The sequence below is a fragment of the Streptomyces sp. NPDC002206 genome (assembly GCF_053593595.1).
Genome location: NZ_JBSFCW010000001.1, coordinates 94,220 through 118,940 on the forward strand (window position 1 = coordinate 94,220; position 24,721 = coordinate 118,940).

The 24,721-nt window shown below is 69.8% G+C and carries 21 protein-coding genes, 2 tRNA genes and 1 pseudogene; 10 read left to right on the plus strand and 14 right to left on the minus strand.

Annotation, left to right across the window (positions count from 1 at the left end):
• Window positions 1-51: 51 nt before the first annotated feature.
• From ACWCP8_RS00435 to ACWCP8_RS00460, 6 genes are all read right to left on the minus strand, one after another.
• Window positions 52-1,317, minus strand: coding sequence for an HD-GYP domain-containing protein (locus ACWCP8_RS00435; RefSeq protein WP_352266388.1), 1,266 nt, complete (start codon window positions 1,315-1,317; stop codon window positions 52-54).
• Window positions 1,314-2,831, minus strand: a complete 1,518-nt coding sequence (locus ACWCP8_RS00440; protein WP_451113819.1) for an HD-GYP domain-containing protein — start codon at window positions 2,829-2,831, stop codon at window positions 1,314-1,316. The genes ACWCP8_RS00435 and ACWCP8_RS00440 overlap by 4 nt, the downstream gene beginning before the upstream one ends.
• A gap of 254 nt (window positions 2,832-3,085) precedes the next feature.
• Window positions 3,086-3,403: a mycothiol system anti-sigma-R factor gene (gene rsrA, locus ACWCP8_RS00445; RefSeq protein WP_313939123.1), complete on the minus strand. Its 318-nt coding sequence runs from the start codon at window positions 3,401-3,403 to the stop codon at window positions 3,086-3,088.
• Complete coding sequence (locus ACWCP8_RS00450) at window positions 3,400-4,056, minus strand: sigma-70 family RNA polymerase sigma factor (RefSeq protein WP_266990480.1); 657 nt, start codon at window positions 4,054-4,056, stop codon at window positions 3,400-3,402. The genes rsrA and ACWCP8_RS00450 overlap by 4 nt, the downstream gene beginning before the upstream one ends.
• Before the next feature lie 346 nt (window positions 4,057-4,402).
• Window positions 4,403-5,056 carry an alpha/beta hydrolase family protein gene (locus ACWCP8_RS00455; protein ID WP_451113820.1) on the minus strand — a complete coding sequence of 218 codons (654 nt, stop codon included), beginning with the start codon at window positions 5,054-5,056 and terminating at the stop codon, window positions 4,403-4,405.
• A gap of 18 nt (window positions 5,057-5,074) precedes the next feature.
• Window positions 5,075-5,890 (minus strand): SOS response-associated peptidase, encoded by an 816-nt coding sequence (locus ACWCP8_RS00460; protein ID WP_352266385.1) that lies wholly within the window; start codon window positions 5,888-5,890, stop codon window positions 5,075-5,077.
• Between the two features lie 53 nt (window positions 5,891-5,943).
• On the opposite strand from ACWCP8_RS00460, the gene ACWCP8_RS00465 reads away from it, so the two are divergent.
• The 4 genes from ACWCP8_RS00465 to ACWCP8_RS00480 all read left to right on the plus strand — a co-directional run bounded on the left by ACWCP8_RS00465 (window position 5,944) and on the right by ACWCP8_RS00480 (window position 9,524).
• Window positions 5,944-6,657 carry a M50 family metallopeptidase gene (locus ACWCP8_RS00465; RefSeq protein ID WP_352266384.1) on the plus strand — a complete coding sequence of 238 codons (714 nt, stop codon included), beginning with the start codon at window positions 5,944-5,946 and terminating at the stop codon, window positions 6,655-6,657.
• A gap of 116 nt (window positions 6,658-6,773) precedes the next feature.
• On the plus strand, window positions 6,774-8,090 hold the full coding sequence (gene aroA / locus ACWCP8_RS00470) for a 3-phosphoshikimate 1-carboxyvinyltransferase (RefSeq protein ID WP_352266383.1): 1,317 nt from the start codon (window positions 6,774-6,776) through the stop codon (window positions 8,088-8,090).
• A gap of 3 nt (window positions 8,091-8,093) precedes the next feature.
• Complete coding sequence (gene rsgA / locus ACWCP8_RS00475; RefSeq protein WP_352266382.1) at window positions 8,094-9,110, plus strand: ribosome small subunit-dependent GTPase A; 1,017 nt, start codon at window positions 8,094-8,096, stop codon at window positions 9,108-9,110.
• A 90-nt stretch (window positions 9,111-9,200) separates the two neighbouring features.
• On the plus strand, window positions 9,201-9,524 hold the full coding sequence (locus ACWCP8_RS00480; protein WP_030915586.1) for a DMT family transporter: 324 nt from the start codon (window positions 9,201-9,203) through the stop codon (window positions 9,522-9,524).
• A 211-nt stretch (window positions 9,525-9,735) separates the two neighbouring features.
• On the opposite strand, the gene ACWCP8_RS00485 is transcribed toward ACWCP8_RS00480, so the two are convergent.
• Window positions 9,736-10,344 carry a TetR/AcrR family transcriptional regulator gene (locus ACWCP8_RS00485; RefSeq protein ID WP_451113821.1) on the minus strand — a complete coding sequence of 203 codons (609 nt, stop codon included), beginning with the start codon at window positions 10,342-10,344 and terminating at the stop codon, window positions 9,736-9,738.
• A gap of 120 nt (window positions 10,345-10,464) precedes the next feature.
• On the opposite strand from ACWCP8_RS00485, the gene hisN reads away from it, so the two are divergent.
• Window positions 10,465-11,265 (plus strand): histidinol-phosphatase, encoded by an 801-nt coding sequence (gene hisN, locus ACWCP8_RS00490; protein ID WP_326605688.1) that lies wholly within the window; start codon window positions 10,465-10,467, stop codon window positions 11,263-11,265.
• A 199-nt stretch (window positions 11,266-11,464) separates the two neighbouring features.
• On the opposite strand, the gene ACWCP8_RS00495 is transcribed toward hisN, so the two are convergent.
• The gene (locus tag ACWCP8_RS00495; RefSeq protein ID WP_451113822.1) at window positions 11,465-11,905 is read right to left on the minus strand and encodes a winged helix-turn-helix transcriptional regulator; all 441 of its coding nucleotides are present in this window, start codon (window positions 11,903-11,905) and stop codon (window positions 11,465-11,467) included.
• 334 nt (window positions 11,906-12,239) lie between these two features.
• Here ACWCP8_RS00495 and ACWCP8_RS00500 point away from each other — a divergent pair, with 334 nt between their 5' ends.
• The gene (locus ACWCP8_RS00500; protein ID WP_382828484.1) at window positions 12,240-13,223 is read left to right on the plus strand and encodes an aldo/keto reductase; all 984 of its coding nucleotides are present in this window, start codon (window positions 12,240-12,242) and stop codon (window positions 13,221-13,223) included.
• A 440-nt stretch (window positions 13,224-13,663) separates the two neighbouring features.
• Window positions 13,664-14,065, plus strand: a complete 402-nt coding sequence (locus tag ACWCP8_RS00505) for a CBS domain-containing protein (RefSeq protein ID WP_267002068.1) — start codon at window positions 13,664-13,666, stop codon at window positions 14,063-14,065.
• An 82-nt stretch (window positions 14,066-14,147) separates the two neighbouring features.
• On the opposite strand, the gene ACWCP8_RS00510 is transcribed toward ACWCP8_RS00505, so the two are convergent.
• Window positions 14,148-15,617, minus strand: a complete 1,470-nt coding sequence (locus ACWCP8_RS00510; protein WP_352266378.1) for a catalase — start codon at window positions 15,615-15,617, stop codon at window positions 14,148-14,150.
• 147 nt (window positions 15,618-15,764) lie between these two features.
• On the opposite strand from ACWCP8_RS00510, the gene ACWCP8_RS00515 reads away from it, so the two are divergent.
• Both ACWCP8_RS00515 and ACWCP8_RS00520 read left to right on the plus strand, forming a co-directional pair.
• Window positions 15,765-16,184, plus strand: a complete 420-nt coding sequence (locus tag ACWCP8_RS00515) for a Fur family transcriptional regulator (protein WP_352266377.1) — start codon at window positions 15,765-15,767, stop codon at window positions 16,182-16,184.
• Window positions 16,185-16,374: 190 nt separating this feature from the next.
• Window positions 16,375-17,175: pseudogene (locus ACWCP8_RS00520) on the plus strand (ABC transporter substrate-binding protein); the annotation flags it as partial.
• Between the two features lie 81 nt (window positions 17,176-17,256).
• Here the strand turns inward: ACWCP8_RS00520 and ACWCP8_RS00525 are convergent.
• The 4 genes from ACWCP8_RS00525 to ACWCP8_RS00540 form a co-directional block, all read right to left on the minus strand.
• Window positions 17,257-17,330 (minus strand) — tRNA-Met (locus ACWCP8_RS00525).
• 123 nt (window positions 17,331-17,453) lie between these two features.
• Window positions 17,454-19,541, minus strand: a complete 2,088-nt coding sequence (locus ACWCP8_RS00530; RefSeq protein ID WP_451113823.1) for a sel1 repeat family protein — start codon at window positions 19,539-19,541, stop codon at window positions 17,454-17,456.
• 214 nt (window positions 19,542-19,755) lie between these two features.
• Window positions 19,756-19,829, minus strand: a tRNA-Met gene (locus ACWCP8_RS00535).
• 64 nt (window positions 19,830-19,893) lie between these two features.
• Window positions 19,894-22,764 (minus strand): UPF0182 family membrane protein, encoded by a 2,871-nt coding sequence (locus ACWCP8_RS00540; RefSeq protein ID WP_451114118.1) that lies wholly within the window; start codon window positions 22,762-22,764, stop codon window positions 19,894-19,896.
• A gap of 127 nt (window positions 22,765-22,891) precedes the next feature.
• On the opposite strand from ACWCP8_RS00540, the gene ACWCP8_RS00545 reads away from it, so the two are divergent.
• Entirely contained in the window at window positions 22,892-23,461 is a 570-nt protein-coding gene (locus ACWCP8_RS00545) for a PPA1309 family protein (RefSeq protein ID WP_355995106.1), read from the plus strand.
• Window positions 23,462-23,506: 45 nt separating this feature from the next.
• On the opposite strand, the gene ACWCP8_RS00550 is transcribed toward ACWCP8_RS00545, so the two are convergent.
• On the minus strand, window positions 23,507-24,595 hold the full coding sequence (locus ACWCP8_RS00550) for a YlbL family protein (RefSeq protein WP_451113824.1): 1,089 nt from the start codon (window positions 24,593-24,595) through the stop codon (window positions 23,507-23,509).
• Window positions 24,596-24,721 lie beyond the last annotated feature (126 nt).

Sequence of the window (24,721 nt, forward strand, 5' to 3'; positions counted from 1 at the left end):
CTTCTTCGCATCCAACCATGCCCAGCCGGACGCCCGCTCATTACCCATGGGTTACCCAGGCAGGACGGGGGTCAGACCGCCCCGGGCCAGCACGCGAGCGAGCGATTCCACGACCTCCGGCTGATAGTCGTGGCCGGTCCCGAGCCTGAGCTGTTCCAGTGCGTCGAGCGGCCCGCTGAGACCTTCCCCGCATAGGTCGTCGTATGCGTTGACGGCCCGGACGATCCGGGCGGGCAGCGGCTGCTCGCGGTACGGGTCGGCCTGCCGCTCCACCACGACGGCGATCTCGGTGTCCACCCCGGTCTGCCGGACGACGGCCCCGCCCAGCAGCGCGATCCGGCGCTGCTCGGCGGCGGGCAGTGGGGCCGTCGCCCCGTCGGGCACCGGATCAACGAGGGAGAGCTGCCCGATGTCGTGCATCAGGGCCGCGTACTCCAGCACGGTCAGCTCGGCCCCGGAGAGCCCCAGCTCGCGGCCGACGGCCGTGCAGAGCATCGCCACCCGGCGGGCATGCCCGTGCGGGGTGTAGCCGGCGATCTCGGTGGACCGGGCGAGCGAGGTGATGGTCTGCCGGTAGGTGGTGCGCACCGCGACGAACCGGCGGAACGACACCTGGGTCAGCAGCAGCGGTACGCAGAGCACGGGCAGCGCCCACAGGCCGGCGACGGAGACCCCCAGGGCCATCACCGCTCCGGTCGCGCAGACCGCCGAACCGATACCCAGCAGAGCGCGCAGCTCGTCACGGAGCAGCGGCCCGTACGGGAAGGGGGTACCCGCCCGCAGCAGCAGGGCGCCGAGCACGGCGTCGCACAGGGCGGTGAGCACGAGCAGTACGAGCAGGAAGAGCGCGAAGTACGGGCCGTCGCCGAACCAGACGGCGGACCGGCCGGAATTGTGGAGCGGCTGGAAGCACACAGCGGCGAACGAGACGATGATGATCCGCCGGGCCACCTGATCGGCGGTGGGCCCGCTGCCACGTGCCACATGGGGCACGGCGGCGACGAGCTGCGCCGCGACGAGAACAGCGATGACCTGCAGGGCTCCGTGACTGGTGGGCTCCCCACCGCTGCGGCCGAGAAGCGCGTACGCGAGCGCTCCGGCGGCGCCGAGCGGCGCGGGCTCCCGCTCACCGGGCAGCGCACCCCAGCGGGCCAGCTCACCGACGGTGATGAGCACGCCGAAGGCGAGGGCAAGCCCGGGTTCGTGGAGACCGTGCCAGAGGGTGTGGGCGAGCCCGGCGACGGCGAGCGCACCGGCGGCGCCGCGGACCGCCAGGACAGCGGGGGGCAGCCTCGTCCGGCCCCGACCGCGACTCACCGGGTCCGGTCCACGGACGACTGCGCTCCAGGAGCGAGCCCGTACCCATCCGCAGCCACCGCACGACCGGCCGCCACATCAAGCCCGTCCCCGGACACCGCACGACCGGCCGCCGGCTCGAGCCCGTCAGGCGATTGCGGGCGAACCGGCCTCCGGACGGCCCCGGCTCCCGTACCCGCTCCCCCACCCACCCGTGGCACCGGCACCGTCTCGTCGGCCGTCACCGCCGTCGACGCCGTCGACCACCCGTGCCGGTCCAGGCCTCGCGCCAGCGCCCGCACCATCTGCGGATCGAACTGCGTGCCCGCACACCGCTTCAGCTCCTCCACCGCCGCCGGCACCGGCCGCCCTCTCCGGTACGACCGTGTCGACGTCATCGCGTCGAACGCGTCGGCCACCGCGACGACCCTCGCGAACTCGGGGATCTCCCGCCCGCTGAGTCCGTACGGATAGCCGCTGCCGTCGAGCCGCTCGTGGTGGTGCAGGATCGCCGCACGCGCCTCGCCCAGGAAGCCGATGCCCCGGACGATCTCGTGCCCGTACTCCGGATGCAGTTCGATCACGCGCCGTTCCTCCGGGGTGAGCGGCCCGTCCTTGCGCAGCACCCGGGTCGGGACGCAGAGCTTGCCGACGTCGTGCAGGATCCCGGCGAAGCGGAGCACTTCGAGGCGGTCCTCCGCCATGCCGAGTTCCCTGGCGATCAGCACGGAGGCCCGCCCCACGCGCTCGCTGTGCCCGCGGGTGTAGGTGTCCTTGATGTCGACGGCCTGCACCAGCGCCCTGATGGTGGCGCGGTGCGCGGCGTGCTCGCGGTGGTACTGGGAGAAGATCCAGCAGGAGATGTACATCGGCAGCAGGACGAAGAGCGCGGACACCGGTCCGTACGAGCTGCGCCACAGCACGGCCATCATCAGCCCGGCGAGACCGTGCACCAGATGCGGTCCGAGCGAGCGCGGCAGGAGCCCGCTCCAGGCGTGTCGCAGCGGCAGCCGTTCGGCCGTTGCCAGGATCGAGCCGTCCAGGGCGGTCAGGACGAGGCTGAAGGCCAGCGCGGCGGCGCAGGCGGGCAGCAGGGCGTACGGGAAGTCGGGCAGCCGTTCGGGACCCGGTCCGCCGAGCGTGGCGCCGCCGCCGAGCAGACCGTGGACGTACGACGCCGCCCAGACGGTGAGGGCGAGCTGTGCCGCCCGCCAGATGCGGCGGGCCGTGGCGGGCGCGTGCTCGACCCGGCCGATGAGCGAGCCGGGGATCGCGACCAGCGCGGCGGCTGCGGGCGGCAGCAGGAACGCGGCGGCGAGCAGCAGCGGAAAGAACGATCCGGCACTGATCGGCACGGAGCTGCCGAGGAGGCGGCAGCGGCCCGGAAGCTCGCAGGCCAGATAGAGCGCCGTGAGCAGTCCGACGGTGGTCCACGCAATCCCCGCACCGGGACGCAATGCGGGCAGCGCGCAGAGCGTGGCGCAGACCACTGTGGCCAGAATGTGCGCGCGCGCCGCTAACGGTGTGGCTCTCACCCGCCCCACCCGCCCCCCAACGATGGTCAATGGAGGCGCCAGGCTAGCGAGTTGGACGCGCGATCGAGCGCCGATGAGCTCGATTAGCACGTTCGGGTGAGTTCGGCTGATGTGTACGCCGTACCGGTGGTACGCGTAAGGGCGCGCCGCGGCTGTCGCGGCGCGCCCTTACGCGTACGGAGGAAGGTGGGTGCGGGACGTACCGCCGCTCAGCGACTGCCGCCCATCACTCTCCGGCCCTCACCTGCCGGCCGTCACTCGCTGGCGGCGGTCGGCAGCTGCGACTCGGCCACCACGTCCTGATCCGGCACGGCCTGCCCCGAGCGGATCAGGTCGATCCGGCCCATCACCTTGGAGCGCAGATCGGTCGGCACGTCGTCGTGACCGCAGCAGCGCTTCACCAGCTTCTTCACAGCCTGCTCCAGGCCGTACTTCTCAAGGCACGGGGAGCACTCCTCGAAGTGCACCTCGAACTTGGTGCAGTCGCTGTCGGGCATCTCATGGTCGAGAAACTCGTAGAGATGATCGAGGACCTCTGAGCAGTCTGTCTCGTGCGGCTCTCCGCAGCTCATGAGCCCGAGCCTTTCCGATCGTCCGACTCTCCGGCACCGGCCGGGACGAGCCCGCGCTCACGGGCGTAGTCCTCCAGCATGCCGCGCAGTTGGCGGCGGCCCCGGTGCAGTCGGGACATCACCGTACCGATGGGAGTCCCCATGATGTCCGCGATCTCCTTGTAGGCAAAGCCCTCTACATCCGCAAGATAAACGGCGATGCGGAACTCTTCGGGGATCGCCTGCAGTGCGGACTTCACATCCGAGTCCGGAAGGTGGTCGAGAGCCTGCGACTCGGCGGAGCGCAGACCTGTCGACATGTGCGACTCGGCGCGCGCCAGCTGCCAGTCCTCGATCTCCTCGGCGGCACTGCGCTGAGGTTCGCGCTGCTTCTTGCGGTACGAATTGATGAAGGTGTTCGTAAGGATGCGGTACATCCATGCCTTGAGGTTCGTACCCTCGCGGAACTGGTGGAAGGAGCCGTACGCCTTCGCATACGTCTCCTGGACCAGGTCCTCGGCGTCTGCGGGGTTGCGCGTCATGCGCAGCGCGGCCGAGTACATCTGGTCGAGGAAACCGAGGGCGTCCCGCTCGAAGCGCGCGTTACGCTCGGCGGTCGTCTCCTCCGCGCGGCCGTCGTCGGTCCCTGTGTCGGTACCGGTGACCGGACCCACCTCCTCCAACGCTGTGGCGGATCCGAAACCGGACCCGCTCGAATCGGAGAATAGTCGACCTTGCTTCGACGCGGGCTGTCGATCCGATCCGCTCAGTGCCCGCTCGGGAGTGGTCTTCGCCGCGTGCAGCACCGTCCACTCCAGGTCAGCGGCGTTCGAGCGGCGCGGGCAGATGGTCGAACCCATGCGACGGACTCCCTCTCCACATACGACGTTGATGTACCGATGTCACCGACAACAGTGGCCCCCCACTCAACATTCCCGGGGCTGTGCCCGGTCTCCGCGAGGGTGACCCGATCCACCCGGAAGGAGGGGTGGCCGGTGTGTGAGGGAGACGAGTCCGGCGTTACAGGAGTCGGTCCAGCCAATTGGTGACGGCGGTGGTGAGGATCTCCATCGCCTGATCCTGGGTCAGGTCGGCCTTCTTCGGTACGGCGAACCCGTGGTCGCCGTACGGCACCTCGGTGATCTCGAACTCCCCCGGCGGAAATTCGGCGGGCCGTCCGAACGGGTCGTGGCCGCCCTGCACGACGAGCGTGGGCACACCCGAGCCGAGCAGCTCGTCCTTGCGGGACTTCTCCGGCTTGCCGGGCGGATGCAGCGGGAAACTGAGCGCGAGGACCGCGTGGGCGCCCAGCTCCGTCGCCGTCCGGCAGGCCACCCGGGCGCCTGCGCTGCGTCCCGCGGCGACGACCGGGAGCCCTGCGGCGGTGAGCGCGGGCCACAGGCCGCGCCAGCCGGTGTCCAGGGTCTTCGGGGCGGCTGCGAGCTTCTTCCCGGCGACCCGCCACGGCTGCTCCACCAGGGCCACGGTCACTCCGTGGGCGGGCAGCGCGGCGGCCAGGGCCTGGAGGTCGCGGGCTTCGATGCCGCCGCCGGCGCCGTGACCGGCGGCGAGCACCAGGCGCGGCTTCTTCGAGGGCAGCCAGGTGATCCGGGCCGTCCCGGCGCCGGTGTCAACCGTCTCGGTTGTCGTACGAGCTGTCTCTGTGGGGCTCACGTGTCTCATCCTGCCCGGTCAGAAGAGTGTGCCGACCTCCGGCGCGGCCAGCTCCTCCAGCAGTTCGGGTCCGTTGTTGCGGACATTGCTGACGGCGGTGGTCACCGGGTAGGCCCGCATCAGTCCGCCGGGCGGTGGTGCGAGCAGCGCCCGCAGTCCCTCGATGTCCGTGTGCGAGGGGTCCAGCCAGGCGTCCCAGCGGTCCGGGGTGAGCATCAGCGGCATCCGGGGGTGGATGTCGGCGAGCGCCGACGGGCCCTCGGCGGGGGCGACGGCGAGCGGGGTGGTCTCCGCCTCGGTGGTGATCACGGAGCAGGTCACCCACCAGGCCTGCGGGTGGTCGTCGGGCAGGGTGCGGTCGCGCCAGAACTCGTACAGTCCGGCCATCGCGAAGACCGATCCGTCCGCGGGTGTCACGAAGTACGGCTGCTTGCGGGGGCGCTTCTTCCTCCCCTGCTCCTCCAGCTGCCGCTCGTCGGTACCGGTGACCCACTCGTAGTAGCCGTCGGCGGGCAGGATGCAGCGCCGTGAGACGAAGGGGCGGCGGAACGACGGCTTCTCGTGGACCGTCTCCGCCCGGGCATTGATCATCCGGGCGCCGCCCTCCGGGGACTTGGCCCAGGAGGGCACGAGTCCCCATTTCAGTGCGCGCAGCTGGCGAACCGGACGTTGATCATCGGCGTCTTTCACCGGGCGTTCCAGTACGGCGTAGACCTCCTTGGTCGGCGCCACGTTGTAGTCGGGCTCCAGCGCCTCCACCGGTTCCCACTTCTCGACGCCGAAGAGTCCGGTCAGATCCTCGGGCCGCCGACTCGCTGCATACCGTCCGCACATAAGTGCCAGACTGCCACGACCCACCGGCACGACCGCAAGGAGCCGCCCGCACCATGGACAGCACCGATCTGGGCGATCTGTGGGATCGCATATTCGGCACCCAGCCCGCACCCGAGCAGTGGCTGGTGGTCGTGACGGCCACGGTCGCACTCATCGCCGTCGTGCCGAACGTCCTGTGGCGGGTCTCCCGCAACACGATCACCATCGCGCACGAGGGGGGCCACGGGCTGATCGCTCTGGTCACCGGCCGCAGGCTGGAGGGCATCCGGCTGCACTCGGACACCAGCGGGCTGACCGTCAGCCGTGGCAGGCCCACCGGTATCGGCATGATTCTCACCGCGGCGGCGGGCTACACCGCGCCGCCGCTGCTGGGACTGGGCGGCGCCTGGCTGCTCAGCAGCGGCAGGATCACGCTGTTGCTGTGGGTGGCGACCGCGCTGCTTGCCGTGATGCTGGTGATGATCCGCAATGTGTACGGGGCGCTCACCGTGATCTTCACCGGCTCGGCCTTCCTGCTGGTGTCCTGGCTCGCCTCGCCCGACGTGCAGTCGCTCTTCGCATACACCGCGGTCTGGTTCCTGCTGCTCGGCGGCGTGCGTCCGGCGTTCGAGCTCCAGTCGAAGCGGCGCCACGGCGGCGCACCGGACTCGGACGCGGACCAGCTGTCCCGGCTCACGGACGTCCCGGCCGCACTGTGGCTCTTCCTCTTCCATGCGGTGTCGCTCTGCTCACTGATCGGCGGAGGCCGCTGGCTCCTCGGCCTGTGAGGGACGGTGGCACCGGCCCCGGGCTCGTTGCGGCCGGTACCACGCTTGTATTACGCCCCGGTTTCCGCCTGTTTGATCAAGATCCGGGTTTGCGGTGAGCCACTAAAGTGAAGGCCATGACCGAAAGTTCCGTGCACCCCGCCCTCTGGCCCGCCCCCCATGCGAGCGGAGCCGTCGACGCAACCGTCACCGTGCCCGGATCGAAATCGGTCACCAACCGGGCGCTGGTCCTCGCCGCCCTCGCCGCCGAGCCGGGCTGGCTGCGCCGCCCGCTGCGCTCCCGCGACACCCTGCTGATGGCGCAGGCGCTGCGCGCGATGGGCGTCGGCATCGAGGAGGGTGTCGGCCCGGACGGCTCCGGGGAGGCATGGCGGGTCATCCCGGCCGGGCTGCACGGCCCCACCACGATCGACGTCGGCAACGCCGGCACGGTCATGCGCTTCCTGCCGCCGGTTGCCACCCTCGCCGACGGGCCGATCCACTTCGACGGCGACGCGCGTTCGTACGAGCGGCCGCTGAACGGTGTGATCGACGCGCTGCGGGTGCTCGGCGCCAGGATCGACGACGACGGGCGCGGCTCGCTGCCGATGACCGTGCACGGCGGCGGTGCGCTGGACGGCGGCCCGGTGGCGATCGACGCGTCCTCGTCCTCCCAGTTCGTCTCGGCGCTGCTGCTGTCCGCGCCGCGTTTCAACCAGGGCGTGGAGGTGCGTCACACCGGCACCCGGCTCCCGTCGATGCCGCACATCCGGATGACGGTCGACATGCTGCGGGTCGTCGGCGCCCAGGTCGACGAGCCGGAGACGGGCGGCGAGCCGAACGTCTGGCGGGTCTCCCCGTCGGCGCTGCTCGGCCGTGATCTGACGGTCGAGCCGGACCTCTCCAACGCGCAGCCGTTCCTGGCCGCGGCCCTGGTCACCGGTGGCCGGGTCACGATCCCCGACTGGCCACTGCGCACCACCCAGCCCGGTGACGCGCTGCGCGAGATCTTCACCGCGATGGGCGGCAGCTGCGAGCTGACCGAGCGCGGTCTGACGTTCACCGGTTCGGGTCGCATCCACGGCATCGACGTCGACCTCGGCGAGGTCGGCGAGCTCACCCCGGGCATCGCGGCGGTCGCGGCCCTCGCCGACTCCCCATCCACGCTCAGCGGTGTCGCCCATCTGCGGCTGCACGAGACGGACCGGCTGGCCGCGCTGACCAAGGAGATCAACGAGCTCGGCGGCCGGGTGACCGAGACCGCCGACGGGCTGCATATCGAGCCGCGCCCGCTGCACGGCGGTACCTTCCATACGTATGACGACCACCGGATGGCCACCGCGGGGTCGATCATCGGCCTTGCAGTCCCCGGAGTGGAGATCGAGAACGTGGCGACAACCGCCAAGACCCTGCCGGATTTCCCGCAGATGTGGACCCGAATGCTCGGGGTCTGAGTCATGCGTCGCTACGGCAAGAACCCCGACGAGGACGACATCCGGTTCCGCCCCAACCCGAAGGGCAACCGGCCTCGTACGCATACCCGTCCGAAGCACGAGGACGCCGAGGACGGCATGGTCCTCACCGTCGACCGCGGCCGCCTCACCTGCCTCGTCGAAGGCCGTACGGTCATGGCGATGAAGGCGCGCGAGCTGGGCCGCAAGGCCGCGGTGGTGGGCGACACCGTCTCCCTCGTCGGCGATCTGTCCGGGGACAAGGACACTCTGGCCCGCATCGTCCGCATCGGTGAGCGCCGCTCGGTGCTGCGGCGGACGGCGGACGACGACGATCCGTACGAGCGGGTGGTCGTCGCCAACGCCGATCAGCTGGCGATCGTCACCGCGCTGGCCGATCCGGAACCCCGTCCGCGGATGATCGACCGCTGTCTGGTGGCGGCGTACGACGGCGGGCTCAGCCCTCTCCTGGTCCTCACCAAGTCCGACCTGGCGTCCCCGGACAAGCTCCTGGAGGCGTACACCCCGCTGGGTGTCCCCTACATCGTCACCAGCCGCCAGGAGCTGGAGAACGGCGACGCGGCGGACCGGGTGCGCGAGCAGCTGAACGACCGGGTCACCGCGTTCGTGGGGCACTCCGGCGTCGGGAAGACCACGCTGGTCAATGCCCTGGTGCCGAAGGACCGGCGGCGTACGACGGGTGTCGTCAACGCGGTCACCGGCCGCGGCCGGCACACCACCACCTCGGCCCTGGCGCTGCCTCTGCCGGACGGGCGGGGCTGGGTGGTCGACACCCCCGGTGTGCGCTCCTTCGGGCTGAACCACATCGACCCTTCGCGGGTCATCCACGCGTTCCCCGACCTGGAGCCCGGCACCGAGGACTGCCCTCGCGGCTGCACCCACGACGCCGTCCAACCGGAATGCGCTCTGGGCGCCTGGGTGGTGGCCGGGCATGCCGATCCGGCCCGGCTGGACTCGCTGCACCGGCTGCTGGCCACCCGGGAACGACGCGAAGGCGACTGACCCAGGCACGTTTGCGATCTGCTGCTACCGGTAAGTGCATAATCGCACGCAGCGCGACAGAGCAGTCACCGACGTGGGAGGGCACCGACGATGGCGTGGCTGCTGGTCGTGGTCGCAGGGCTTCTGGAGACCGGCTTCGCTGTCTGTCTGAAACTGTCGCACGGCTTCACCCGGCTCTGGCCGACCATCGCCTTCTGCATCTTCGCGCTCGGCAGTTTCGGTCTGCTGACCCTGTCCTTGAAGAAGCTCGATGTGGGGCCCGCCTACGCCGTGTGGACGGGCATCGGCGCAGCGGGCACCGCGATCTACGGCATGGTCTTCCTCGACGATGTGGTCTCCACGCTCAAGCTGGTCTCGATCTCCCTGGTGATCCTGGGTGTGATCGGGCTCCAGCTGTCGGGCTCGTCCCACTGATTGCGGCAGGGGGGCGTCCGGGGAAGGGACAGGCGGCGCTGTGCCCGGCCGCCTCGCCGACCGGAACCCCCACGCCCCCAACCGGAAGAGCGGGTGGCCTCGGGTCCGCGCCCGCGCAGGAGCGGAGAGCCACCGGAGCGGACCTCCCGCAGCCACGTTCCTGGCCCACGCGGAAGCAGTCCTCGGAATTGGTCCGCCACCGGTGCCCCCGTCACCCGGCAGGCCACCGCTCCACCACCTCGCGCACCAGCGGCGCCGCGTCCGTGGGGACGGGGGACGCGGCAACCGCGTACGACAGTGCGAGGCGCAACGAGATCTCGCAGGTCACGGCCAGCGCCGCCGGGTCGTGCGGCGGGCGCCCCCCGTCCAGGGCGGCCACCGCGCGGTCGCGCACCAGGCCGAGGAGCTCGGTCGGGGTCGGCGGCCCGGCATCGGCCCGCCGCTGCGCCGGTACGGGCGAGGAGGGCGGCCCCGAGAGGCGGGCGGGGCAGGGTAACCGCTCTCCCCAGTAACCCGTGAGCAACGCTCTGACCAGGCTGTTCGTACGAGCGGCCCGAACCGTCCAGGCGGCGGTGGCGGCCAGTCTGTCCCCCGTACCGCCGGGCGATTCCAATGCCCGTTCGACACCGGCGAGGTAGCCGTCGGCAGCGCGCCGGACGAGAGCCCGGGCCAGGCCGTCCTTGCTGCCGAACTCGTTGTAGAGGGTCTGCCGGGAGACTCCCGCGGCGGACGCGACGTCGACCATCCGCACCGTCGCCCAGGGCAGGGTGCTGACCGCCGAGAGGGCGGCGTCCAGTAATGCTTCTCGCGCTGCAGGCATCGTCGCCTCCCACGCCAGGGGTCTGCGGTTCAGAGTTGACGCGCTCCCCCGCACTGTCAAGAGTTCATGCACCTCCAGGGTCCTGTGGCTGCGTTCACCTGCGGTCGATACTGTGACGACATGCCCGACTACCACGATGATCTGCGCCTCGCCCATGTGCTGGCGGACGCCGCCGACGCGACGACGATGGACCGGTTCAAGGCTCTCGACCTCAAGGTCGAGACCAAGCCGGACATGACGCCGGTGAGCGAGGCCGACAAGGCCGCCGAGGAGCTGATTCGCGGTCACCTCCATCGGGCGCGCCCGCGCGACGCGATCCTCGGCGAGGAGTACGGGATCGAGGGCACCGGCCCGCGCCGCTGGGTCGTCGACCCGATCGACGGCACCAAGAACTACGTGCGTGGTGTGCCGGTCTGGGCGACGCTGATCTCACTGATGGAGGCGGGCGAGAACGGCTTCCAGCCGGTGGTGGGCGTGGTGTCGGCCCCCGCGCTGGGGCGCCGCTGGTGGGCGGCGAAGGGTGCGGGGGCGTTCTCCGGCCGCAGCCTCACCTCCGCGACCCGGCTGCACGTCTCGAAGGTCGAGCGGATCTCGGACGCCTCGTTCGCCTACGCGTCGATGACCGGCTGGGAGGAGCAGGGCCGGCTCGACGGGTTCATGGATCTGACCCGGGCCTGCTGGCGTACGCGTGGGTACGGGGACTTCTGGCCGTACATGATGGTCGCCGAGGGTTCCGTGGACATCTGCGCGGAGCCGGAGCTGTCGCTGTGGGACATGGCGGCGAACGCGATCATCGTCCAGGAGGCGGGTGGCCGGTTCACCAGCCTCGACGGGGTGCCCGGTCCGGGCGGCGGGAACGCGGCGGCCTCGAACGGGCTGCTCCACCACGAGCTGCTGGGGTATCTGAACCAGCGCTACTGAGACAGCTTGCGGCTTGACCTGCGCACTTTCCCTTCCCTCACGCTCCCTGGGCTGTCGTGGGGCCGTCATCGCTCTTCGGGCCGTACCCGAACACGCGGTTGACGGCCTCCCGCGTGTGCCTCTCGCTGCCCGGCATCAAGTGCGTGTACGTCCGCAGTGTGAAGCCGGCACACGAACGATGATCGATTGCTCACGCCAGTTACGCACTGTGTGTGGCGCTCCCGTCGTACACGTCCTGGTGGCGTCGGACCTCGGTGTGATGCTCGGAGCTCCAGGCGGCCAGGGGCTCGATGGCGGAGAGCAGGGAGGAGCCGAGGGTGGTGAGTGAGTACTCGACGCGGGGCGGCACCTCCGCGTAGGCAGTGCGGTCGACCAGCCCGCTGCGCTGAAGGCGCCTGAGGGTGAGGGTGAGCATGCGCCGGGAGAGGGCGGGGATCGCGGTGTCGAGGTCCGAGTAGCGGGCGTCGCCGGCGGCCAGGGCGCCGATGACCAGCATGCTCCACTTGTCGCCCACCAGGTCGAGGATCTCGCGAATGAAGTCCGCGTCCCGCTCGTCCCAGCGCTCACACGGGCCCGCCAGGCGCAGTACGTTCGCCCGCGCCTCGCCGGTGGAGGCCGCCTGGCCCTCGTTGTCGCTCACCGATGACGCCCTTCCAGTGTTCCTCAGGAACATAAAAGTACCTTTTGTAACTCTTGTCGCGCTCCTGCACAGTAGGCCTAGGCACCGGGCGTCAACGCCCTGGTCGAAGCGGTCGTTCTGCGCACAGGGCGCCAACCGCCGGGCACTTCAGGCGTATTCCCGCCTCATCGCCTCCGGCACTGCTCCCACCTGTCGCACCAGCGCCGCACCCTCACTGGGCGAAGGGATATGCCCAGCAATGGAAGGGCTCAAGGACAAGGTCTTCATCGTCACCGGCCGCGCATCGGGCATCGGCGCGGCCGCCGTCTTCCCTCAACGCTAGGAGCACACAGGTATGCGATACACACGACTGGGATCGACCGGCCTTCAGGTCTCGGCGCTGACCCTGGGGGGTATGAGCTTCGGGGATCCCACACGGGGCACTCACGAATGGTCACTGGGCTACGACGCCAGCCGTACCGTCATCCGCAAAGCGCTGGACGCCGGGATCAACTTCCTCGACACCGCCAACGGCTACTCCGACGGCTCCAGCGAGGAGATCATCGGCCGTGCACTGCGCGACCTCGGGATCCAGCGGGACGACGTGGTGATAGCGACGAAGGTCTACGGCCGGATGCGTCCGGGACCGAACGGCGCGGGCCTGTCCCGGAAGGCGATCCTCACCGAGATCGACAACAGCCTGCGCCGCCTGCAAGTCGATCACGTCGACCTGTACCAGATCCACCGCTGGGACTACGAGACGCCGATAGAGGAGACCCTGGAGGCCCTGCACGATGTGGTGAAGGCCGGAAAGGCCCGCTACATAGGCGCGTCGTCCATGTACGCCTGGCAGTTCTCCAAGGCGCTGTACCTGGCCGACCTGCACGGCTGGACGCGCTTTGTTTCCATGCAGAACCACTACAACCTCCTGCACCGCGAGGAGGAGCGCGAAATGCTGCCGCTCTGCGCGGACCAGGGCATCGGTGTCATCCCCTGGAGCCCGCTGGCGCGCGGCCGGCTCACCCGTCCGTGGGACTCGGCGACGGCGAGGTCCGAGACGGACGAGTTCGGCAAGACGCTGTACGGGGAGGACGCCCGCGTCATCACCGAGCGGGTCCTCGAGGTCGCCGAGCGACGCGGGGTGGCACCGGCGAGCGTGGCGCTGGCGTGGGTGCTGCGAAACCCGGTGGTGACCGCACCGATCATCGGAGTTACCCGTCCCGAGCAGTTGGACAGCCTCGTCGCGGGTGTGGACCTGACGCTCGACGACGAGGAGGCCGGCTACCTGGAGGCCCCGTACGTGCCGCAAGCGGGCTTCGTCCAGACGTCCAACAGGTAGACCACGCCGCGGGGCCGCCCCTGCAGGCTGCGGGCACGGGCGGCTGCCGGCTCGGACGGCGCCGCCTCATCGGCGGTGGGCGGGGTCGGCGTCGCCGTAGGGGGGCGTCACTCCGCCCGTAGTGGCGGGGTGGTGGCAGGGGCGGCCTTCCACCCGGCGTGATCCGTACACAAGGCGCACGGGCGGAGTGGGAACGTGGGCGACGTTCCTCCGGCCGCCTGTGGGCCGCCCGAGGGGGCCCACGACGACCGACAACGACCAATGCCGCTACGAGGCGTACAGACTCCCGAGGGGCGTGCGGTCCACTTCCGTGCGCCCCTCGAATGATCTCCACCTACCCCTTGTTGGACTCCGCCAAGGATGCAACGCTGAGAGTCCCCCCACTTGTGAACTTGTGAATCGGCTCACGTGGTCGCTTCACGAAGGAGGTGGCTCCCTTCATGCTCGTCCGTGACGCCATGAGCACGATGGTCCTCACTATCGGCCCCACCCACACGCTCCGCCAGGCGGCCCAGCTGATGTCGGCTCGCCGCATCGGCGCAGCCGTCGTCCTCGACCGCGACACCAGCGGACTCGGCATCATCACCGAGCGCGACATCCTCAACGCGGTCGGCGCCGGCCAGAACCCCGACACCGAGACCGCATCCACCCACACCACCACCGATGTGGTCTTCGCCGCGCCCAGCTGGACCCTGGAGGAGGCCGCAGAGGCCATGACGCACGGCGGTTTCCGGCATCTGATCGTGCTGGACGACCACGGGCCCGTCGGTATCGTCTCGGTCCGCGACATCATCCGCTGCTGGGCGCCCACCAGGCGCCACCCGGTGGAACTGGTCGGCTGACCGCCCCTACGCACGTACGGCCGGTGGACCGGCCCCCTCGATGCAGAGGGGACCGGCCCACCGGCACCGGCAGCCGTCCGTACTAGCCGCGAAGGGCCTGGACCGCGACCTCCAGCCGCTTGCCGAAGTCGCCGTCCGCCTGGCGGAAGTTGTTGATCGCGCGCTCGGCGATGTCGTCGCGTGAGACCTTGGCGATGAACCCGGCGAGGTTGTCGATCAGCCGGACCTTCTCGTCCTCGGAGAAGAGCCGGTAGAGGTTCCCGGCCTGCACGAAGTCGTTGTCCTCGGCGTGGCTCGGGGCCTCGTGCGTACCGGTCCCACCGGTGACGGTGATGGGCTCCCACAGCGGACGGTCGGTCTGGACCGGACCACCGAAGCTGTTGGGCTCGTAGTTCTTCGCACCCTTGTGACGGCCGTCGTACAGGTACCCGTCCCGGCTGTTGGTCCGTGCCTCGGTGGCGTGCGGACGGTTCACGGGCAAGTGGTCGGCGTTGATCCCGACGCGGTAGCGGTGGGCGTCGCCGTAGGCGAAGAGGCGGCCCTGGAGCATCTTGTCCGGGGACGGGCCGATGCCCGGCACGAAGTGCGCGGGGCTGAAGATCGATTGCTCGGTCTCCGCGAAGACGTTCTCGGGGTTGCGGTTGAGCTCCAGCTTCCCGATCTCGATCGGCGGGTAGTCCTCGTGCGGCCACACCTTGGTGAGGTCGAACGGGTTGAACCGGTACGCGGCCGCCTCGGACGCGGGCATGATCTGGACCTGCACCGTCCAGGACGGGAAGTCGCCGCGCTCGATCGCCTCTCGCAGATCGCGCTGGTGGCTGTCCGGGTCCTCGCCGGCGAGCTTGTTGGCCTCGGCCTGCGTGAGGTTCTTGATGCCCTGGTCGGTCTTGAAGTGGTACTTGACCCAGAAGACCTCGCCGGCCTCGTTGTTCCACTGGTACGTGTGCGAGCCGTACCCGTTCATGTGTCGCAGCGTGGCCGGGATGCCGCGGTCACCGAAGAGCCAGGTCACCTGGTGGGTGGACTCGGGCGACAGACCCCAGAAGTCCCAGACGTTGTCCGCCTCCTGCGAGCCGGTGTACGGATCGCGCTTCTGGGTGTGGATGAAGTCCGGGAACTTGATGGCGTCCTTGATGAAGAACACCGGGGTGTTGTTGCCGACGAGGTCGTAGTTGCCCTCTTCGGTGTAGAACTTCAGCGCGAAACCGCGGGGGTCGCGCACCGCGTCGGCGGAGCCGAGGTTGCCCGCGACGGTGGAGAACCGCAGGAACGTCTCGGTCTGCTTGCCGACCTCGGAGAGGAACTTCGCGCGCGTCCACTGCGAGACATCGCGGGTCAGCGTGAAGGTGCCGTACGCACCGGCGCCGCGGGCGTGCACGATGCGCTCCGGAATGCGCTCACGGTTGAAGTGCGCGAGTTTCTCCAGCAGCAACTGGTCCTGCACCAGGACCGGACCACCGACGCCTGCGGTCTGACTGTTCTGGTTGTCGGCGACCGGTGCGCCGGCCTCCGTGGTGAGCGGTCCCTGCGTCACGTGCGCCTCCTGCGTCATTCCTGCACATCCGTCATGTCCTGATGTCCGCACAGCCTGTCCCTTACTTATGATCCCGATCCTACAATGGACCAAGTCCAAGTCAAGCCAGGATCCAAAGTCACACCCGTTCGGAACCAGGGCGCCCTCACTGTTAGGCTTGCTCTTATGAGTGACCTGTTGGAACGACTCCGCGGACGCGGCTGGCGCATGACCGCGCAGCGGCGTGTCGTGGCCGAGGTCCTCGACGGGGACCATGTGCACCTGACGGCCGACGAGGTCCACGCCCGGGCCGTCGCCAAGCTGCCGGAGATCTCCCGCGCCACCGTCTACAACACGCTCGGTGAGATGGTGACGCTCGGCGAGGTCATCGAGGTCTCCACCGATCACCGCGCGAAGCGGTACGACCCGAACGCGCACCGCCCCCACCAGCACCTGGTCTGCGCCCAGTGCGGCGCCATCCGTGACGTGCACCCGGCGGGCGACCCGCTGGCGGACCTGCCGACGGACGAGCGGTTCGGCTTCACGGTCTCCGATGTCGAGGTGACGTACCGCGGCATCTGCCCGAACTGCGCCGCAACTGCCTGAGACGGGACGAAGGGCCCGGTGCGAGTGACACTCGCACCGGGCCCTTCCGCATTCCACCCGACCGGGACCGAGCCTGCTCACCTCACCGGCCGTTCCGGTACGGAACCACTTCGACGGGCACCCGCAGGGCCTGCCGTAGGTGCGCGCCGGCCGCGCGCTTCGCCCCCACTGGACGTGCCCGAGCGGCGAACTGAAGGTGCTTCCCACCCCGGACGCCCTGCCGCTGCTCGCCAAGGGCGATGTCGACGCCCAGTGGGCGGCCCCCGAGGCAGCCGTGATGAACGGCATCGACGGCGGCTTCGACATCAAGTGGGTGGCAGGGAACTTCTCCCCCGATCCCACCTCCAAGAGCGGCCTCTGGGTGCGCCTCAAGGAGGGCGAGAGCGCCGGACACGTCGACATGGCGGGCCGGAGGATGGGCACGGTGATCGGCAAGGGCTCGGTCATCGCGTACCCGATGGACACCTCGCTGAAGAAGCACGGCGGCGGCCTCGACAAGATCAGTTTCCAGCAGCTCGGCTCCGCGGACGTACTGACCGCCCTGCAGAACGGCAGCGTGGACTCCGCCTGGCTGCTCGACCCGGTCTGGCGCAAGGTGGACGGCGACAAGCGGTACGCGTTCCTGGGCGGCCAGCCGGTCGGCGAACCGCTCGGCGGTCTCCTCTTCGGCCCGACGCTGCTGACTGAGGACCCGGACGCGGGTGTCGCCCTTCTCCGCGCCTACATCCGGACGGTGAACACCTACTTCGCCGGGGACTACAAGTCCGATCCCGCGTTCGTGACGGAGCTGGCGAAGCTGATGAAGATCGACGAGGCGACGCTGCGGTCGACGCCGTCCATGCGGATGGACTGGGAGATCCGGAAGGGCACGACGGACCGGCTGCAGCAGGCGTACAGCGACGCGGGCGTCTCGGAGGGCAAGCCGCCGGTACCGGAGGAGAAGGCCGTCGACCGGGCGATGTACGGGGAGGCGGTGGGCCACAGGCTCTGACGCGGCGCCCGTACGGCATGCACAGGGGGCGGCATACACAGAGGGCCGGATCCTCGAAAGGATCCGGCCCTCTGTCTTCAGTAGCGGGGACAGGATTTGAACCTGCGACCTCTGGGTTATGAGCCCAGCGAGCTACCGAGCTGCTCCACCCCGCGTCGTGAACACAACATTACGTGACGCCCCGGACCAGCGCAAATCCGTTCCTGACGACTGTGGGAAGCGCGGTGGCGCGGGGCCCCGTCGCCCCTGTGACGCCCGTGCCGCACCCCCGCACACCACTACGCGGTCAGCTCCTGGTGCAGGGCCTCACGGAGCCTGGCAGCCCGCTCCGCGACCTCCGCCGGGCCCAGTTCGACCGCACGCGCGCACCAGCGCTGCCCCTCGGTGAGTTCGCCGCGGCGGGCGGCGAGCAGGGCCAGCCGCAGCGCGGCCCGGCCGTGGCCGTCGTTCGCGGCGCGGCTCCACCACAGGGCGGCCTCGCGCTCGCTGCCCTCACGGGCGAGGAGCAGCCCCAGATTGAAGGCACCGTTGCGGCTGCCCGACTCGGCGGCCTCGCGGTACCAGCGTGCGGCGCTCTCCAGGTCACCGCGGGAGGCGGCGAGCATGCCGACGCGCACCTGGGCGCGGCGGTGCCCCTGCTCGGCGGCCCGCTCGTACCAGGCCTCGCACTCGGTCTTCTCCGGCATCGGCTCACCGAGCCCGGGCGGCCCCGGCGGCGGCTGGCGTGAGTCCAGCACCCCGGCCAGCCGGAAGGCCGCCTCGGCGCTGCCGCCCCCCGCGGCGCAGCGCAGATGGCGTTCGGCCTCCTGCTCCTCGCCGTGGTGCAGCAGGGCCATGCCGACCTGCAGCGCGGCCTCGGTGTGCCCGGCGGCCGCGGCCCTCTCGTACCAGGTCAGAGCTGCCCGGTCCTCGTCGCGCCCGGCGTGCAGAATGCCGAGGTTGAAGGCGGCGTCGACACTGCCCGCCTCTGCGGCCTTGGAGAACCAGGGCTGCGCGCCGGTCGCGTCGCCCGCCTGGAGCAGCAGCACGGCCAGGGCGTTGGCGGCCTCGCGGTGACCGGCGTAGGCGGCACGGCGGTACCACTGCTCGGCCTGCGGTGTACGGTCCTGGGCGGCGCAGAGCAGCCCCAGGTTGTACGCGCCGTTGACGTCGCCCGCGTCCATAGCGGCGCGGTACCAGCGCTCGGCGGTCTGCTGCTCGCCGCGGGCGGCGTGCAGGGCGCCCAGGGCATTGGCCGCGTTGCCGTCGCCCTCCTGGGCGGCGCGCAGCCACCACACGGCCGCGCTCTCCTCGTCGCCCGCGTCGCGGAGCAGGAAGCCGAGTGCGCAGGCGGCCCGGGCCTCGCCGCCCTTGGCGGAGGTGAGGTACCAGCGGCCGGCCTCCTTGAGCTCGCCGCGCTGTTCCAAAATGGCGCCGAGATGCAGGGCGGCACGGCGATGACCGCGCGCGGCGGCCTGCCGGTACCACTGCTCGGCCTCACCGACGCGCCCGGTGGCGGGGCCCGCCACGGGTCCGTCGTCCTTGCGCCCGCCCGCACGGCCCTCCTTGCGCGCACCGGTCCCGGTTCCGGTGCCGTCGGCGGCGCCACTGCGCGCAGGCAGGCCCGTCCCCAGTCCGGCGTCCGCCCCCGGGCGGCCGAACGCGTCGTGCGGCTCGTCGGCAGCCTTGCTCTCCAGGGTGCGTGCCAGGCGGTACGCGGCCTCTCGGTGCCCCTGCTCGGCGGCAGCGCGCAGCCAGCGCTCGGCGCCGACGTCGCTGCGGTGTTCCAGCAGGTCGGCGAGGGCGTACGCGCCCAGCGCATGGCCCTGCTCGGCAGACTGGCGCAGCCAGTACTCGGCGCCCGGCTCGTCGCCACGCTCGCGGTAGTGGCGGCCCAGCGCGTGGGCCGCGGCGGCGGAACCGGCGACGGCGGCGATACGCCACCAGCCGGCCGCCTCGTCGGCGTAGCCGCGCTGGTGGAGGAGGACGCCCAGGTTGTTGGCGGCGGCCCGGTCGCCGTCGGCGGTGGCCGCACGCAGATAGGGCTCGGCGCCGTTCAGATCGCCTCGGCGGAGCAGCAGCGCACCGAGGACGCTCATCGACGCGGTGTCTCCGGCGTCGGCGGCGCGACGGTGCCGCGCCTCGCTCTCGGCGGTCTCCGTGCTCTCGGCGTTCTCGATGCCCCGAGTGCTCCCGGCGCTGTGGCACGGCTCCGCGTCCCCGGCGCTCCCACCGTCCTCGAAGGCCTGGACGGCCTGGACTGCCTCGGCGTCGTCCGTGGCATGGGAGACAAAAGCCGCATCTGCCATGTTTCCCGCCTCATGGACGCGCCGCTGCACAAACCGCCCTGTCTCCAACAGAGTTGCCCTGTCCCCCATAAATACCATCGTCCCACCACCTGCAACCCGCGTGCACCTGGTATCTCGCGGCCAGTGAGGTCACTTCAGCGTTTTGTCGACATGCCCACAGAGAGATAAGTCAAACACGCCCGGAACCAACTCGTGCCCCGCAAACCGCACTTCAGGCCCTTTGAGCCAGAAAGTCTCGACAACACGACGAAGGCCCGGATCCTCGAAAGGATCCGGGCCTTCATCTTTTCAGTAGCGGGGACAGGATTTGAACCTGCGACCTCTGGGTTATGAGCCCAGCGAGCTACCGAGCTGCTCCACCCCGCGTCGTTGTGTTCAAACCGTACCACGATGCGAGGGTGGTGCTTTACCCGTTGCTACCGGCCGCCGCTCAGCTGCCCTTCTCCGTCTTGGGCTGGGCCGCAGCCGCACGCCGCAGCGCGTCCTCCAGATCCGCCTGGGCCTTGCCGTAGGCGGTCCAGTCCTGCTTCTTCAGGGCTGCCTCGCCTTCGGTGTAGGCCTTCTGCGCATCCGCGATCGCCTGCTTCAGTGCGGCGTCGCCGGTGGCCGGCTTCGTGCCCGGTGGCCGGGTGGTCTCCGCCGGCGGCTGGCTGGTGCCGGTGTCCTCCACTCCGAAGACTGCGTTGAGCGCCTCCCCGAGGCTGTTCTCGAAGACGATCTTCGAACCGTACGAGGCGGCGACCTTGCGCAGCAGCGGATAGTTCTGCGTGCCACCGCGCGTGTACACCGGCTCGACGTACAGGAAGCCGCCGTCGAGCGGCACGGTCAGCAGGTTGCCGTACTCGATGTCGGAGTCGGTGCCCTTGAGGTTTCTCACGAACTCGGCGACATCGTCGTTGCCGTTGAGCTCGCTCTGTACCTGGCCGGGTCCCTTCACCGTCGTGGTGACTCTCAACAGCCTTATCGTGCCGTAGTCCTTGCTGGCCGCATCCGCGTCCACCGCCATGAACGCCCCGAGGTCGGGCCGCCCCTTCGGAGTGAAGGTGGTGGTCAGCGAGAACTTCTGGGCCGTCTGGTCCGGCATCTTTATGCTCAGGTAGTACGGCGGGACGGCGCCGGACTCCTTGTTGGTCGGGTCGTCCGGGACCTGCCACGCGTCACTGCCGCTGTAGAACTGTGCGGGGTTGGTGACGTGGTAGCGGGTGAGCAGCTCGCGCTGCACCTTGAACAGGTCCTGCGGGTACCGCAGGTGGTCCATCAGGTCCTCGGGGATGTCGGCCCGCGGCTCCACCGTCCCCGGGAACGCCTTGCGCCAGGTCTTGAGGACCGGGTCCTTGGTGTCCCACTCGTACAGCTTGACCTTGCCGTCGTACGCGTCGACGGTGGCCTTCACCGAGTTGCGGATGTAGTTGACCTGGTTCTGCTGGGCGACGACCGCACGCTGGTTGGTGGTGAGCGAGTCGGCCGTGGTGTCACCGAGCGTCGTACGCGAGGCGTACGGGTACCCGTTGGTGGTGGTGTAGGCGTCGACGACCCACTGGATGCGGTGGTTCACCACGGCCGGATAGGCGTCGCCGTCGATGGTCAGCCACGGGGCGACCGCCTCGACGCGCTCCTTGGGTGTGCGGTTGTAGAGAATCCGCGAGCCGTTGCCGATGGCCCCCGAGTAGAGGATCTGCGGCTCGCTGAACGACACCGCGTACGCGGCGCGGTTGAAGGCGCTGCCGAGACTGACCCCGCTGTTGCCGTTGTAGCTGGTGGTCTTCTCGCCGTCCTCCTCGTAGTCGAGCTCCTTCTGGGGCCCGCCGACGATGGAGTACTGCTCGGTCTTCTCGCCGTAGTAGATCTGCTGCTCGTACGAGCCGAGCTTGCCGGTGGTCGGCAGACCGGACTCGGTGAAGTCCGGGGAGCCCTTCGGGTTCTTGCCCGTCGTGGTGCCCCGGGCGGCGATGGCGCCGTAGCCGTGGGTGTACGTGAAGTGGTCGTTGATCCAGTTGCGCTTGGGGATGCCCTCCAAGTTGAGCTCGCGCAGACCGATGACCGTGTCCTGGTCCTTGCCGGCGGCATCCTTGTAGCGGTCGACGTCCAGAGTCTTGGGGAACTGGTAGTAGTTCCTCTTCTGCTGGAGCTGCTGGAAGGCCGGGGAGACGACGTTGGGGTCCATCACCCGGTAGCTCGCCGCCTCGTCAGCACCCGCACGGAGCTTCGCGTCGTCGGTCGTTGTGCTCTTGCCCGTGTAGTCGTCCACCTGTGCGTCATCGATGTCGTACGCGTCACGCGTCGCCTCGATGTTCTTCCGGATGAACGGGGCTTCCTTGGCCTGCTCGTTCGGCTGGACCTGGAACTTCTGCACGATCGCCGGGTACAGCCCGCCGATCAGGATCGCGGAGAGCACCATCAGGCCGAACCCGATCATCGGGAGCTGCCAGGTGCGGCGCCACAGCGTCGCGAAGAACAGCACGGCGCAGATCGCGGCGATGCAGAACAGGATCGTCTTCGCCGGCAGGTAGGCGTTGGCATCGACGTAGCGCAGGCCGGTCCAGTTGTCCGTCGCCTTGAAGTCACTGGACTTCACGGCGAGGCCGTACCGGTCGAGCCAGTACGCCACGGCCTTCAGCGAGACGAAGACGCCGAGCAGCACCGACAGGTGGCCGGTGGCCGCGCCGGTCGCCCGCGCGCCGGGGCTGGTGATGCGGAGCCCGCCGTACAGGTAGTGGGTCAGGGCGGCGGCGATCAGCGAGAGCACCGTGGCCGCGAAGCCGAAGCCCAGCAGGAAGCGGTACCACGGCAGGTCGAAGGCGTAGAAGGACACGTCCAGGTGGAACTGGGGGTCCTTCTGCCCGAACGACACGCCGTTCACGTACATCAGCCACGTACGCCACTGGCCCGAGGCGGACGCTCCGGCGATCAGCCCGACGAGCGCGGTGATCGCGAGCAGCACCCACCTCTTGTACGGGGCGAGACTCATCCGGTAGCGGTCCAGGCTCTGTTGCTCCAGCGACATCGCGCTCAGCGGCGGCCGGAGCCGGTGCGCGAGCCAGACGTTCACGCCGACGGCGATCGCCATCAGCAGTCCGAAGACGAGGAACAGCCCGATCTTGGTCCACAGGGTGGTGGTGAAGACGGACGAATACGCGACCGACCGGTACCAGAGCCAGTCCGTCCAGAACCCGGCGAACATGACAAACACCATGGCGAGAATCGCCAGGACGCCCAGTGTCATGAGCAGGGTACGGGCGCGCCGGGACGGGCGGCCGACTCTGATCCGTGGCCCGGTCGGGCCCCCGCCGCGGTCCGGCATCTGGAAAGCCAACGTGCGCCCCTCGAAGTTCGCGGTCGTGTGAAGCAGGCCCAGCGATGGTAGAGCCCACCTATGCAACTTACTGAGGCTTTACCTAGTTCCCGTTCCCGGGGCGGAAGGGGGGAGGATGTTGAGCATGTCCAACGTTTCCCCCTCAGGCCCCCCGATGGCCGCGAGCCCCCTCACTGTCGCCGTGCTCGAAATCGACGAGTACGCCTCCGGCCTCGGCTGGGACCAGCCGGCCCGGCTCTTCGCGCTCGTCGACACCGCCAAGCTGCGGGTCCAGGAGCCCGGCCTCGCCGCCCAGCTCGGTCTCGACAGCTCCGATTCGACGACCGCCGCACTCACCCCCATCGAGCAGGAGGAGCTTCCCCCCGGAAAGGCGCTGGACGAGTTCCTCGCCACGATCGCCTGGCCCGACGCGGTCGTCGGCTGCGCCATGACGGTGGAGCGCCTGATGCTGCCGCCGTCCGCCGAGTCCTCCGTACCGGAGGGGCTCAGTGACGCCCAGCTGACCAAGTGGGTCGCCAAGCACCCCGACCGGCAGGAGGTGCGGATGACCGTGGCCGTCCTGCGCAACGGTGCGCGGGAGTCGGCCGTACGGCTCCGGGAGAAGGACTCCCCGACCGAGGTGCTGACCGGCGCCGGCCTGGTGCCGGGGCTGGCCGAGGCGCTCGCCGCCACGTTCGAGTCCTGACCGGAGCGGGCGGTACCGCCCGCTCCCCCGCCAGGGGCGGCGCGGTCAGCCTGCCGAGCAGCTCGGCAGGCCGGCCGTGTCGCCCGCGCGGATCTTCTCCAGCGACTTCTTCGCGTCGTCGATCGTCTTCACCTTGACCAGGGTGAGCCCGCTGGGGGTGTCGGAGGCGGCGGCCTTGCAGTTGTCGCCCGGCGTCAGGAAGTACCTGGCGCCCGCGTCGCGCGCGCCGACCAGCTTCATGTTGATGCCGCCGATCGGACCGACCTTGCCCTGGTCGTCGATGGTGCCGGTGCCCGCGATGAACTTGCCGCCGGTCAGCTGACCGGGCGTGAGCTTGTCGACGATGCCGAGGGAGAACATCAGGCCCGCGCTCGGACCGCCGACATCGGCGAGCTTGATGTCGATCTCGAACGGGAACGTGTGGTCCGTCCCGGCCTGGATTCCGACGATCGCCCGGTTCTCCTTGGGGGCCTTCTTCGTCGTGATGGTGATCTTCTCGGTGCCCTCGGGCTGCTTCCCGGCCTTCTCGGCCGCTGCCGCCGTCTTGGCCGGGATCACCGTGAAGGTGACGTTCTCCCCCGGCTTGTTCTTGGTGACCAGTTTCGCGACGTCCTCGGGCTGCTTGACCGCCGTACCGTCGACCGCCTTGATCACATCACCGGCGTGCAGCTTGCCCTGCGCGGGGCTGTCCTTGATCACCGTGGAGACCACGACGCGCGACGTCACCGGGATGCCCAGTTCGGTCAGGGCGGCGACCTTGGCGCTCTCCTGGGACTGGCTGAACTCCTCGGCGTTCTCCTGCGTCGACTGCTCCTCGGTCTTGCCGCCCGGGTACAGCGTGTCGTGCGGAACGACCACGCTGTCGTGGGCCAGCCAGCCGTAGACGGCCTCGACGAGGTTCATGTTGTAGTCGGCGCCGGTGACCCTGACCGTCGTCATGTTGAGATTGCCGGACGTCTTGTACGTCGGATGCCCGGAGATCTGCAGGACCGGCTCGCCGTCGACCTTGCCGAGCGTGTTCACGGTCGGCCCGGGAGACATCTCCGAATACGGCACTGGGATCAGCACGCCTGCGCAGAGCAGCGCGATGAGAATCAGCGTGGAGGCGAGCATCGTCGCGGTGCGGCGTGGCATGGAACGACAGTACGGGAAGGGTCTCTCAGTGCACCGCCGGGGCCGGTCCGTACGGCCGGGCGTCGTGCTGTGCCGAGTGGCGGGACAGTCGGCGCCGGGATGCGGATTGGCGACTGCGTACGTTTC

Bases quoted from the DNA above. Each gene is read 5' to 3' on its own strand.
- ACWCP8_RS00545 (WP_355995106.1), top strand. From the start codon at position 22,892: ATGTTGAGCATGTCCAACGTTTCCCCCTCAGGCCCCCCGATGGCCGCG.
- ACWCP8_RS00550 (WP_451113824.1), bottom strand. From the start codon at position 24,595: ATGCCACGCCGCACCGCGACGATGCTCGCCTCCACGCTGATTCTCATC.
- ACWCP8_RS00540 (WP_451114118.1), bottom strand. From the start codon at position 22,764: ATGCCGGACCGCGGCGGGGGCCCGACCGGGCCACGGATCAGAGTCGGC.
- ACWCP8_RS00505 (WP_267002068.1), top strand. From the start codon at position 13,664: ATGCTCGTCCGTGACGCCATGAGCACGATGGTCCTCACTATCGGCCCC.
- ACWCP8_RS00510 (WP_352266378.1), bottom strand. From the start codon at position 15,617: ATGACGCAGGAGGCGCACGTGACGCAGGGACCGCTCACCACGGAGGCC.
- ACWCP8_RS00460 (WP_352266385.1), bottom strand. From the start codon at position 5,890: ATGTGCGGACGGTATGCAGCGAGTCGGCGGCCCGAGGATCTGACCGGA.
- ACWCP8_RS00485 (WP_451113821.1), bottom strand. From the start codon at position 10,344: ATGCCTGCAGCGCGAGAAGCATTACTGGACGCCGCCCTCTCGGCGGTC.
- ACWCP8_RS00530 (WP_451113823.1), bottom strand. From the start codon at position 19,541: ATGGTATTTATGGGGGACAGGGCAACTCTGTTGGAGACAGGGCGGTTT.
- aroA (WP_352266383.1), top strand. From the start codon at position 6,774: ATGACCGAAAGTTCCGTGCACCCCGCCCTCTGGCCCGCCCCCCATGCG.
- hisN (WP_326605688.1), top strand. From the start codon at position 10,465: ATGCCCGACTACCACGATGATCTGCGCCTCGCCCATGTGCTGGCGGAC.
- rsrA (WP_313939123.1), bottom strand. From the start codon at position 3,403: ATGAGCTGCGGAGAGCCGCACGAGACAGACTGCTCAGAGGTCCTCGAT.
- ACWCP8_RS00500 (WP_382828484.1), top strand. From the start codon at position 12,240: ATGCGATACACACGACTGGGATCGACCGGCCTTCAGGTCTCGGCGCTG.
- rsgA (WP_352266382.1), top strand. From the start codon at position 8,094: ATGCGTCGCTACGGCAAGAACCCCGACGAGGACGACATCCGGTTCCGC.
- ACWCP8_RS00465 (WP_352266384.1), top strand. From the start codon at position 5,944: ATGGACAGCACCGATCTGGGCGATCTGTGGGATCGCATATTCGGCACC.
- ACWCP8_RS00515 (WP_352266377.1), top strand. From the start codon at position 15,765: ATGAGTGACCTGTTGGAACGACTCCGCGGACGCGGCTGGCGCATGACC.
- ACWCP8_RS00480 (WP_030915586.1), top strand. From the start codon at position 9,201: ATGGCGTGGCTGCTGGTCGTGGTCGCAGGGCTTCTGGAGACCGGCTTC.